Annotated in this window: 13 protein-coding genes and 1 riboswitch; of the genes, 8 read left to right on the forward strand and 5 right to left on the reverse strand. The window is 30.0% G+C overall.

The genetic code is table 11. The features are described from left to right. Nucleotides 1-182: 50S ribosomal protein L27 (locus ACIQ2I_RS04825; protein WP_396181299.1), on the forward strand; the 182-nt coding region annotated here is incomplete at its 5' end. A gap of 150 nt (nt 183-332) precedes the next feature. Here the strand turns inward: ACIQ2I_RS04825 and ACIQ2I_RS04830 are convergent. The 3 genes from ACIQ2I_RS04830 to ahcY all read right to left on the reverse strand — a co-directional run bounded on the left by ACIQ2I_RS04830 (nt 333) and on the right by ahcY (nt 4,186). Beyond that, nucleotides 333-2,342, reverse strand: a complete 2,010-nt coding sequence (locus tag ACIQ2I_RS04830) for an N-acetylmuramoyl-L-alanine amidase (RefSeq protein WP_396181300.1) — start codon at nt 2,340-2,342, stop codon at nt 333-335. Continuing rightward, a complete protein-coding gene (locus ACIQ2I_RS04835) occupies nt 2,339-2,710 on the reverse strand; it encodes a BlaI/MecI/CopY family transcriptional regulator (protein ID WP_396148172.1) in 372 nt (123 codons plus the stop codon). Before ACIQ2I_RS04835 ends, ACIQ2I_RS04830 begins: the two co-directional genes overlap by 4 nt. Before the next feature lie 159 nt (nt 2,711-2,869). Next, entirely contained in the window at nt 2,870-4,186 is a 1,317-nt protein-coding gene (gene ahcY / locus ACIQ2I_RS04840; RefSeq protein ID WP_396181301.1) for an adenosylhomocysteinase, read from the reverse strand. Between the two features lie 147 nt (nt 4,187-4,333). Between ahcY and ACIQ2I_RS04845 the strand changes: the two genes are divergently transcribed. The 5 genes from ACIQ2I_RS04845 (at nt 4,334) to ACIQ2I_RS04865 (ending at nt 10,051) form a co-directional block, all read left to right on the forward strand. Next, a complete protein-coding gene (locus ACIQ2I_RS04845) occupies nt 4,334-5,002 on the forward strand; it encodes a 4'-phosphopantetheinyl transferase family protein (protein ID WP_396181302.1) in 669 nt (222 codons plus the stop codon). Nucleotides 5,003-5,004: 2 nt separating this feature from the next. Further along, nucleotides 5,005-5,610, forward strand: a complete 606-nt coding sequence (gene pnuC, locus ACIQ2I_RS04850) for a nicotinamide riboside transporter PnuC (RefSeq protein ID WP_396181303.1) — start codon at nt 5,005-5,007, stop codon at nt 5,608-5,610. Then, nucleotides 5,586-7,139: a DUF4301 family protein gene (locus ACIQ2I_RS04855; protein WP_396181304.1), complete on the forward strand. Its 1,554-nt coding sequence runs from the start codon at nt 5,586-5,588 to the stop codon at nt 7,137-7,139. Before pnuC ends, ACIQ2I_RS04855 begins: the two co-directional genes overlap by 25 nt. Continuing rightward, on the forward strand, nt 7,139-7,540 hold the full coding sequence (arfB, locus tag ACIQ2I_RS04860) for an alternative ribosome rescue aminoacyl-tRNA hydrolase ArfB (protein ID WP_396181305.1): 402 nt from the start codon (nt 7,139-7,141) through the stop codon (nt 7,538-7,540). Before ACIQ2I_RS04855 ends, arfB begins: the two co-directional genes overlap by 1 nt. A gap of 137 nt (nt 7,541-7,677) precedes the next feature. Continuing rightward, nucleotides 7,678-7,770: riboswitch (TPP riboswitch) on the forward strand. A gap of 100 nt (nt 7,771-7,870) precedes the next feature. Further along, nucleotides 7,871-10,051, forward strand: a complete 2,181-nt coding sequence (locus ACIQ2I_RS04865; RefSeq protein WP_396181306.1) for a TonB-dependent receptor — start codon at nt 7,871-7,873, stop codon at nt 10,049-10,051. A 107-nt stretch (nt 10,052-10,158) separates the two neighbouring features. Here ACIQ2I_RS04865 and ACIQ2I_RS04870 read toward each other — a convergent pair whose 3' ends face one another. Beyond that, entirely contained in the window at nt 10,159-10,692 is a 534-nt protein-coding gene (locus ACIQ2I_RS04870; protein WP_396181307.1) for a glutathione peroxidase, read from the reverse strand. After that, nucleotides 10,692-11,123: a hypothetical protein gene (locus ACIQ2I_RS04875; RefSeq protein ID WP_396181308.1), complete on the reverse strand. Its 432-nt coding sequence runs from the start codon at nt 11,121-11,123 to the stop codon at nt 10,692-10,694. The genes ACIQ2I_RS04870 and ACIQ2I_RS04875 overlap by 1 nt, the downstream gene beginning before the upstream one ends. A 149-nt stretch (nt 11,124-11,272) precedes the next feature. Between ACIQ2I_RS04875 and greA the strand changes: the two genes are divergently transcribed. After that, nucleotides 11,273-11,749, forward strand: coding sequence for a transcription elongation factor GreA (gene greA, locus ACIQ2I_RS04880; protein WP_396181310.1), 477 nt, complete (start codon nt 11,273-11,275; stop codon nt 11,747-11,749). Nucleotides 11,750-11,821: 72 nt separating this feature from the next. After that, nucleotides 11,822-11,916: HIT family protein (locus ACIQ2I_RS04885; protein ID WP_396181311.1), on the forward strand; the 95-nt coding region annotated here is incomplete at its 3' end.

Raw genomic sequence — 11,916 nt, forward strand, 5'->3', positions numbered from 1 at the left:
GTGGTCAAGCTGCTATTGCAGGAAATATCATTGTAAGACAAAGAGGTTCAAAACACAACCCAGGTGAAAACGTTTACATGGGAAAAGACCATACTTTACATGCTAAAGTAGATGGAGTTGTAAAATTCCAGAAAAAAGGTGAGAACAAATCTTGGGTTTCTATACTTCCATTCGAAGCGTAATAAATCTAAAAAGACAAAAAAATAAAATCCCAAATTCCAATATGGTTTTTGGGATTTTTTTGTGAAAAGTAATATCTAAAAAATCCCCAACCGAAAGATTGGGGATTTTTGTTAGTCAAAACTAATTTAAATTATTCGTTTTATAAATTACTATTCTCGTAATAATTTTAAGATGTTTTTTGCAATTTCATCTTTTCCGTTTTCACTTGTAATATATGCTTTGTCATTTTCATTAGATAAATAGCCAACTTCTAGCAAAACAGCTGGACATTTTGAATTTTTGATAATATAAAGATTAGCATTTTTAACTCCACCTTTAGCTAAATTATTATTTGATATCTTCTCAATTAATTTATTTGCTTTTTCTAACGACTTGTCATAAAACCCATTTTGACTAGAAATAAAAGCATTTACCCCTTTCTCATTAGGGTTTTTCGAAGCGTTCAAATGTAATGAAATTAGCAAGTCAGGATTAATTTGATTTATTTTATTTACTCTATCGCTTAAACTGACAAAATTATCATCTTCACGAAGTAAAATAATTTTTAATTCTTCGCTGCTATTTAATGCTTTAATTTTTTTTGCAATACTTTCTACAATTTTACTTTCAAGTTCTTCATCAATTTTTGCACCAGGATCTTTTCCTCCATGACCCGCATCAATAACGATAATCATTTTTTCATTTTTTAGAAGTTTATTGTCTTTCATTTTACTTGAGCACATAACAATTGAATCTCCTCCATATCTACTTAACCATTTATCCATATTCTGAGCTTTATAGTATTTGTGAGTATAAAACCAATATTGAAAAGGTTGTGGATATTTTTTACTTCTAGCATTTTTTAAAATTACACTACCACTAAAACTTGCAAAATCTGAGGGCTTGTATGAATTTAATTTTGAGTTATTTACATTTACACCATCTATCCATATAGCATATTTATTTACATTAAGAAAATCATTTACTTCTTTTTTAGTAGGAGACTTTTTTATAGTTGGCTTTTGACGAAAGTTTAAAAACTGCAACTTTTCTAATTCTTCTTTAGTTAAATCTTGATATTTCTTTGAAAAGAGCAGGTTTTTTACTGGCCATTTTTTATGATTATGCATACTTGGATCTATACCTTCATAATATACGCAGATAACATCTTTATAATATTCCTCGTCAGAAACTCTATAAGTTAGATATTTAACTTCCCGCTCATTTGTAGTAATTTGATTTACAATTTTCTTTTTAAATTGCTTAACTCCAACAACTTTCTCCTGAGCTATGATTTCTATACAGAAAAAGTAAATTAAGCCTGCTAAGATTGGAATAGTTGCTACTTTTTTAAGAAGTGCTATTTTTTTTGAAGTGTTTTTTGTCATCATAAGTAACCGTTTTTTAGTGATTAAGTAATTTAAATTGCTTGCTAAGTAAATTGTTGTATTGCCGCTGCTTTTATGTAATAATAAATTCTGATAATAAGGCACATTATTATATGTGGTTACAATTTCTTCATCGGCAAGAAATTCGTGGTTTAATTGAATGGCTTTTTTATATAAATAGAAAAGCGGATGAAACCAAAATAGGACTTTCAAAAACTCAATAAATAAAATATCTAAAGTGTGTTTTTGGTTTACATGCACCATTTCGTGTGCAAATAACTCATCTTCAATATTTTTATTTTTAAAATCCTCAGAATTGACAAATATAAAATTCAAAAATGTGTGAGGAAGTATTTTTTCGTCTAACAAAATCAAATTCGCATTTTTATATTTTACACTTGGATTTATTTTTGATTTTACAATTAGTTTGAAATAATTTTTACTAAATCGAAATAAAAAAATCAAGCTTATTGATACAAAAATACTCCAAAACACATAAGGTAAATAATCTATAGATTCTTGAGCAGTTATTACTTTCTCGATTTTCGGGGTTTGATTTAAAACTACCGTTGTTTTCTCAATATTTATTAGTTCAGCATACTGAACGACTGGAGCAGTTTCGATGAATTCGATGAATTCAAAAGTGACAAATGGAATTATCAATGAAATTAAAATAGATACTAAAAGATAAAATCTATTAAACTTATGGATTTTTTCTCGTTCTAATATCAAATAATAAAAACCAAGAAACACAATTAAGCTGATAGATGATTTTAATAAAAAGTCAATCATTTTTTCTTTTTTTGAAGTTCAACATCTATTATTTTTTTCAATTCTTCCAATTCAGATTCTGTTAAATTGGTTTCTCTTGTAAAAAAAGAAGCAAATTGTGAAGAAGAATCATTGAAAAAATTTTTAATTAGTCCATTGACATGTTTAGAAAAATAATCTGTTTTTTTTACCAATGGATAATATTCTCTTGAATTTCCATACTCTTTATACGCCACGAATTTTTTATCAATCATTCGTTTTAAAAGAGTAGCAACAGTTGTAGTGGCTGGTTTTGGTTCTGGATAAACTTCTAATAAGTCTTTCATAAAAGCTTTTTCTAGCTTCCAAAGATGCTCCATTAATTGTTCTTCTGTGTTTGATAATGTCATTTTTTCTACAAATTTAGAATTAACTCTACAAACATAGAACGATTTTTTTACTCTACAAATGTAGAATTGAAAATTAACAAAAAATTAACAAAAAAACCCTCGCTTTTCAGCAAGGGTTTTTGTAATTATCTAAAAATCTAACTTTCTAATAAGTCTAGATTAATATCTGTAATATTCTGGTTTAAATGGCCCTTGAACCCCAACACCAATATATTCTGCTTGATCTTGACGTAATGTTTCTAATTCTACTCCTAATCTTGAAAGGTGTAAAGCCGCTACTTTTTCATCTAAATGTTTTGGCAACATATATACTTCATTTTTGTAGTTCGCGCTATTTTCCCATAACTCTAATTGTGCTAACGTTTGGTTAGTAAATGAGTTACTCATTACAAAACTTGGGTGACCTGTAGCACAACCTAAGTTTACTAAACGTCCTTCTGCTAAAATAATAACTTCTTTACCGTTTACTGTATAGATATCAACTTGTGGTTTTACTTCGTTTTTAGTGTGACCAAAATTTCCGTTTAACCAAGCCATATCAATTTCATTATCGAAATGTCCAATATTACAAACGATAGCCTTGTCTTTCATAGCTTCAAAATGACGACTTTGAACAATGTCTTTATTTCCGGTTGTAGTAATTACAATATCTGCAGTTGCAACTACTGTATCTAATTTTTTAACCTCAAAACCATCCATTGCAGCTTGTAAGGCACAAATTGGATCAATTTCAGTAACCGTTACAATAGAACCCGCGCCACGGAAAGAAGCCGCGGTACCTTTACCAACATCTCCGTAACCACAAACTACTACTCTTTTACCCGCTAACATAGTATCCGTTGCTCTACGAACCGCATCAACTGCAGATTCTTTACAACCATATTTGTTATCAAATTTAGATTTAGTAACTGAATCGTTTACGTTGATAGCTGGCATATATAAAGTTCCGGCTTTCATTCTTTCGTATAAACGGTGAACGCCAGTTGTAGTTTCTTCAGATAAACCTTTAATTCCTTTAACTAATTCGGTGAATTTGTCAAATACTAAATTTGTTAAATCCCCACCATCATCTAAAATCATATTTAAAGGCGAACGCTCTTCACCAAAGAATAACGTTTGCTCAATACACCAATCAAATTCTTCTTCATTCATACCTTTCCAAGCATAAACTTGGATTCCAGCAGCAGCAATTGCAGCAGCAGCATGATCTTGAGTAGAGAAAATATTACAAGAAGACCAAGTAACATCCGCTCCTAAAGCTACTAATGTTTCAATTAAAACAGCTGTTTGTATTGTCATGTGCAAACATCCTGCAACACGTGCTCCTTTTAAGGGTTGACTTGCACCAAACTCTTCTCTAAGCGCCATTAAACCTGGCATTTCAGCTTCTGCTAATAAAATTTCTTTTCTTCCCCATGCTGCTAAAGAAATATCTTTAACTTTGTATGGTACGTAAGGAATTGTTTTTGTACTCATTATATTTGTATATTTATTTTTTATTTACGAGTGCAAAGGTACAATATTAGTTTCAAATTTGAAATTAATTTTAACTAATTAAGTTTTGTTCAAACCTTTAAACAACTGAATGACAAGAAAATAAAAACTGATAAATTAAATTTAAGCATGCCTTTTTATAAAAAATTAAATATAAACGAACACACAATTGCCTATTTTTGGAAAATTTCCGAAGATATTACCTGGTTTTACGAAAAGGCGCTACTTAATAAAAATTCTTTATCAAGGGTAGAAAATATGCAGTCTGTTCCGCATCAAAAAGGTTTTTTGGCAGTAAGAATGTTACTTCAACATATTAATTTAACAGATTTTGATTTGTTTTATGATGCATTCGGGAAACCGCATCTAGAAGTAGAGGGTCAAAAGTCAAAAGACAAAATTGTTGAGCGTGAGATTAAAAAATACATTTCAATTTCTCATTCTCATGACTTTTCGTGCATTTGTATTAGCAACAAACCAGTTGGAATTGATATAGAAAAGTGTAAAGAAAAAACATTAAAAATTGTCTCAAGATATATGGATGTTTCGCAAATAGAAAATTTATCTGAAGTTGATAAAATCACAAAAGCGACTATAATTTGGGGCGTCAAAGAAAGTATTTTTAAATTAAAGAATGAAAAAGGTATTAGCTTTCCAAAACATATTTTCGAATTGCCTTTTCAATTATCAGACAGAAAAGGTGCCGCAAAATTAATTTTTAATAACAAAACCGAAGATTTTCAGTTTCAGTTTGAAAAAATAGAAGATTATGCTTTTGTTTGTGCTTTAACGAATTAAAAATGTACGAAACCATCATCCATCAATATAAAAGTATTCCGAATTGGCAAATTGCCATTGAAATTATCGTTTTTATTTTCGGTATTTTAAGCGTGTATTTTGCTAAAAAAGAAAATATTTTAGTTTATCCAACCGGAATTATTTGCACCATATTATCAGTATATATTATGTTTCACGCGAATTATTATGCAGATATGAGCATTAACATCTACTACTCCATAATGAGCGTTTATGGTTGGTATCAGTGGAAAAAAATCACAAACGGCGAAGCCCTTTCTATTTCTAGAACTAACACTAAAGAAAAAATTATTGGGATATTTCTTTTCATAATTACTGCTGTAATTTGTGTGTTTATTTATAACTTTTTTGAACATACCTTACAAGTAAACAACTTTTTAGACATTTTTACTACCTCATTATTTTTCACAGCAATGTGGTATATGGCACTTAAAAAAATTGAAAACTGGATACTTTGGATTGTTGGCAATACGTTTGCCGTTTATATATTTTTTGACAGACAACTATATATTATTGCCCTACAATACATTATTTTTACTATTTTAGCAGTCTTAGCGTATATAGAATGGAAAAAATATTTAGCGAAATAGATTTACAACAAATAGTTAAAAGAGGGAATTCTTTAGAAAAAATTATGCAACAATTGCATTATTTTAAAAACGGAATTCCAACTATTAACTTACTAAAAATAGCATCTATAAACGATGGAATTTTTCAATTTTCAGAACAAGAAATTAAAGAATTTTGTGCCTATTTCGATACATATAAAGACAACTATTCCATTGAAAAATTTGTACCAGCAAGTGGCGCTGCTACAAGAATGTTTAAATCGTTAAATGAATTTTTAACAAAATTTGATCCTGAAAAAGACACTATAAATTCCTATGTAAACCTTAATAAAGAAAGAGATTTATCATTATTTATTGTGGGGTTAAGAAGTTTTCCGTTTTATGACGAATTAAAAGAAAAAACTAAAAAAACCTTCACAGATTACGCAAACTATAATTCTGATCAAAAGATTTATGCAATTGTAAAAACATTATTGACTGAAAAAGGATTAAATTTTACCAATAAACCAAAAGGAATTTTACCATTTCACTATCGAAATGATGAGATTTTAACACCAATTGACGAACATGCTTTTGAAACCGACTTTTATAAAAAGCCAAACCAAAAAGCTAAAATACATTTTACGATTTCTAAAGAATTTCAAAACGATTTTCTAAAAATTACAAATAAATATAAAGATTTAGAAATCACCTTTTCGTATCAAACCGAAACTTCGGACACTATTGCTGTTAATGCAGATAACACCCCTTTTAGAACTCCTGAAAACGAATTGTTTTTTCGCCCTGGTGGACATGGTGCCTTAATTGAAAATTTAAATCAATTACAATCTGATATTGTTTTTATAAGAAATATAGACAATGTTTCTCAAAACAATCGAGAAGTTATTTTAACTCATAAAAAATTATTAGGCGGTATTCTATTACATACAAAAAAGGAAGTAGATGCTGCATTGAAAAAGTTTCAAAAAAACGAAATGAACGAGAAAAACTTCAAAGAAATTATTAATTTCATTGAAACAAAAATGTCTTTTCCTTTGCCTGATGAATTCAAAATGTATGAATTTGATTACCAAAAAGAGTATCTAATTAAAATTTTAAACAGACCAATTCGCGTATGCGGAATGGTAAAAAATGAAGGCGAGCCTGGTGGCGGTCCGTTTTGGGTTCAAGATGAAAAAGGGCGGTGCAATTTACAAATAGTAGAATTGTCTCAAATTGATTCAACGAACGAAAATCAACTAGCTGTTTTTAAAAATTCTACACATTTTAACCCTGTTGATATTGTTTGTAGCATCAAAGATTTTGAAGGAAATAAATTTGATTTGAATAAATTTGTCAATCCAAAAACTGCTTTTATTACTGAAAAAACAAAAAATGGTAAAGAAATAAAGGCGTTTGAATTGCCTGGATTATGGAATGGCGCGATGGCAAAATGGACTACTATTTTTGTGGAAGTCCCAATTGAAACCTTTAATCCAGTTAAAAAAGTCAACGATTTACTAAAACCCGCACATCAACCAAATAATTTAGATAGCAATTCTGTTTTATAGTGAAAGTATTGGTTATTACATCTGAACTAAATTTTAAAGCCGTAAGAAGCAGTGGTGCTGGCGGACAAAATGTAAATAAAGTATCATCTAAAATAGTGCTAATTTATGATGTCGCAACTTCTCAAGGTTTAGATGAGGAAGAAAAAATACTACTTCATACCAAACTAAAAACAAAAATTTCCCAAGAAAATTTACTGATTTTAACTTGCGATGAAGACCGAAGTCAATTCAAAAATAAAAAAATTATCATCAAGCGCTTTTTTGATATGTTAGAAAAAGCGTTAGCAAAACCTAAAGTTAGAAAAGCAACTAAAATTTCGAAAGGCGCCAACGAAAAACGCATACAAAAAAAGAAAAAAGCTGGCGAAATTAAAGCCGGAAGAAAAAAATTAGATTTCTAATTGAGATGGGTTCGAAGATTTAAATGGATTTAACTGATTAAAATAACACAAATTAAAAAATTTCTCAAATCTGTGTTCCAATAAAAAATTGTTATTGAAATTGCCATTGATTTTTGAAATTGAATTCCTATATTTGCAACATCTCAAAGGGGTGCTTGTTTTTCAGGCTGAGATTATACCCATAGAACCTGGGCGGGTAATGCTGCCAAGGAATACCGAGAACTACACATGTTTCTGCATTAGTTTCAGAAACTAAATTCTCAAAATCATTTTATTAATTATTTTTAACAAAGAGTAATTACCCCTTTTATTCGTATTAATTTACGAAGTATGAATTTATTTTTAAAAAGGCAAAAGGCAAAAGGCAAAAGGCAAAAGTTTTATAAATTAAGTCTATTTTCTATTCTCTTTTCTCTATTTTCTTACAGTCAAGAACAACCCAAAGATTCTGTAAAATCAATTGAAGAAGTCTTAATTTCTGGCGTACGAGCAAAAGACAAAAATCCAATCACCTTTACAAATGTTTCTAAAACACAAATTGCGCCAAGAAATTTAGGTCAGGACATTCCCATTCTATTAAATTATTTGCCATCTGTCGTTACTTCAACAGATGCCGGTGCAGGAATTGGCTATACCTATATGCGTGTTCGTGGTGCAGATGGTTCACGAATTAACGTAACTTTAAATGGTGTGCCGTTTAATGATAGCGAAAGTCAAGGCACGTATTTTGTAAATTTACCTGATTTCGCCTCTTCTTTGGAAAGCATTCAATTACAACGTGGTGTTGGTACATCTACAAGTGGCGCGGGTGCATTTGGTGCCAGTTTAAATTTACAAACTAAAGCTTCACAACCAAATAATTATGCGGAATTAGCTAATTCTTTTGGAAGTTTCGGAACCCGTAAGCATACTTTAGCTTTCGGAACAGGATTACACAATAATTTCGAAATGAACGCTCGAATTTCTAAAATAACCTCTGATGGTTTTATTGATAGGGCTTCTTCTGATTTATTTGGTTATTATTTTGACGCCAATTATATTACAAAATCAACAATTATTAAAGCAATTGCTTTTGGCGGAAAAGAAAAAACATACCAAGCTTGGAATGGTTTGGAAAATGAAGAAAAAATAAAAAATGATAGAACGTATAATTCGGCTGGGCAATACTCAGATGAATTTGGGAACACTCAATTTTACGGAAATGAAACCGATAATTATTGGCAAAATCATTTTCAATTGCATTGGAATGAAAAATTAAGTTCTAAATGGCAATCAAATATCGCGTTGCATTATACTTTAGGAAAAGGCTATTTTGAACAATATAAAGAAGACGAAAATTTTTCTGATTATTTGTTGCCCAACTTTAATGGAAATACCGCTACCGATTTAGTAAGAAAACGCTGGCTTGATAATGCCTTTTTCGGAAGTACTTTTTCATTAAATTATAAAACTGCAACCACTGATATTATTATTGGTGGAGCAGCAAATAAATATCAAGGAAAACATTTTGGTGAAGTGGTTTGGACACAATTATATGTCCCAAAAAATAATAAATATTACGACAATTTTGGAAATAAAAACGATGTGAATTTCTACTCAAAAGCTTCGCAGCAAATAGGAAAATTTAATGTTTTTGCTGATTTACAATATCGTATGGTTTTTTATCAAGCGAATAGCATCAAATTTGATGATGTTAATGACACTTTTCGCTTTTTCAATCCAAAAGCTGGAATTACATATACTTTAAATAATGTTAGCTCAATTTACGGATATTTCGGAATTGCAAATAAAGAACCACGAAGAGATGATTATGAAAGTAGCAGTGTAAAACCAGAACGTTTACATGATTTTGAATTAGGATATAAATTTAAAAGTAACAAAACGGTTGTAAATATTAATGCCTTTTATATGAAATACAAGAATCAATTGGTCGCAACTGGTGCTTTAAATGATGTTGGAAGTCCGATTTTTGAAAATAGTGGAAAAAGTTATCGTGCGGGTTTAGAAATAGAATCTTCACTACAAATTGCCACTAAATTAGTCTTGCAACCAAATATTACTTTAAGCACTAATAAAAATGAGGATTTTTATTTTGAAAGAAACGGCATTTTAAGCAATTTAGGAAATACAAATATTGCCTATTCTCCAAATATTGTTTTAGGAAACGCTTTAACATATTCACCTATTAAAACTTTACAAATTTCGTTATTAACCAAGTTTATTGGCAAACAATATATGGGAAATATTGATGCTGAAAAATCAGTTTTAACCGATTATACCACATCAGATTTAAATATTAATTACGAATGGAAAATCAATAAAGGGATCAAATCAATCATTTTTTCTGGATTGGTAAACAATATTTTTGATAGAACTTACGAATCAAACGGCTATTTTTATACCTATAATGATGATTTTAGTAATCCTCCAGCTATTTCCACAATTGAAGGGGCTGGCTTTTATCCACAAGCGGGAATCAACTTCTTAGTAGGAATGAATTTGAAGTTTTAGAATAAAAATTACTTACGACGTTTGCCACCCTGAAAGGGTCTCTTGCAAAACAAGGCACAAGTGAAAATACAAAGAGATGCTTTCAGCATGACAAACTTAGTGGTAATTTATTTTCCTTCAATCCAAGCTGTAATGCTTCTGTCGTCTGGTTGGGTTTTTGGTGAAATTACTTTTTCCAATTCGCCATTTTCGTTAAGAAGAAATTTTTGAAAATTCCATTTTACAGCAGCATCTTTTAAGCCGTTTTTTGATTTCTTTGTTAAGAATTCATAAATAGGATGGATATTTTTTCCTTTAACGGATATTTTCTCCATCATTGGAAAAGTAACGCCATAATTTATACTGCAAAAATTTTCTATATCAGAGGCATTTCCGGGTTCTTGCCATAAAAAATTGTTGGCTGGAAAACCTATAATTTCAAAGTTTTGATTTTTATATTTTTCGTAAACTTTTTGTAATTTTTCATATTGAGGTGTCAAACCACATTTTGAAGCGGTATTGACCACCAAGATTTTTTTTCCTTTTAAGGAGGAAAAATCGAAGTCATTTCCTTGTAAATTTTTCACCATAAAAGAATGAATAGAACCTTTTGGATACGATTTTGTGTCTTTATTTAAAAAAGAAAATATGGATTGTAACATTAATTATACACTTTTATGGTTGTGGCATCGATCATTTGTACACGATACGCTTTCATTGGATATTGTTTTCCGGCGGCCAATCCAGTAAACAAACTGTATTCGGCGTCGTCACAAGGACATTTGGCATTAATGCCATTAATAGTCATGGTAGAACAAGCTGCTAATGCTTGATTTGGGCAAGCTGCATCATAAGCTAAAAAATTACCACTACCCGCATTAAAAACGATCAAACCTCTAATTCCAGCTCCTGCAGAATTTACATACACTGCACTAGACGGATAAGCCAATACCGAATATTGAGGAAAACTCATATTTAGTATCACTTCAAACGAATAATTTGGCAAATAGGGGTTGTTATTATCGGTTTGTGTATCCCTATCACAAGAAAAAAAGACCGTAAACAAAATAAGAAAGTAAAAAATTCTTTTCATTTGTAATATTTATTTGAATTATCAAAATTAATTTATTTATATTTGACAAACTAATATAGTAAACGAAAAATAGTTAAATAAATTATATCTTTGCAAAAAGGGAATCCCATAGTTGTGGGATTTTTTCTATTTTATAAATTAATGAAGTTATGAGCACAGTATCTTATTACACAGCAGAAGGATTAAAACATTTAAAAGACGAGTTAGACCAACTTAAATCTATAGAACGCCCTAAGGCGTCACAAGCTATCGCAGAAGCAAGAGACAAGGGAGATTTGTCAGAAAATGCAGAATACGATGCTGCTAAAGAAGCACAAGGTTTGTTAGAAATGCGTATTTCTAAAATGGAAGAAGTGGTATCCAACGCGAGAATTATTGACGAATCTACTTTAGATGTGTCAAAAGCTTTGGTGTTATCTAATGTAAAAATCAAAAATCAATCTAACGGAATGGAACTGCAATACAAATTAGTTGCGGAAAGTGAAGCAGATTTAAAAACAGGAAAAATATCCGTAACTTCTCCTATTGGAAAAGGATTATTAGGTAAAAAAGTAGGTGAAATTGCAGAAATTATTGTACCAAATGGTGTATTGAAATTTGAGGTTTTAGAAATCACTCGTGACTAACTTAATGTGTCAATTAGAAAATGTGCCAATGTGCCAATAATTGACTAATTATCTAATTGACTAATTAAAATTATGAGTTCTATTTTTACCAAAATAATTAACGGCGAAATTCCTTGTTATAAAATTACAGAAAACGAAGATTTTATTGCTTTTTTAGATGTAAATCC

It is taken from the genome of Flavobacterium sp., assembly GCF_044368995.1.
Classification (GTDB): domain Bacteria; phylum Bacteroidota; class Bacteroidia; order Flavobacteriales; family Flavobacteriaceae; genus Flavobacterium.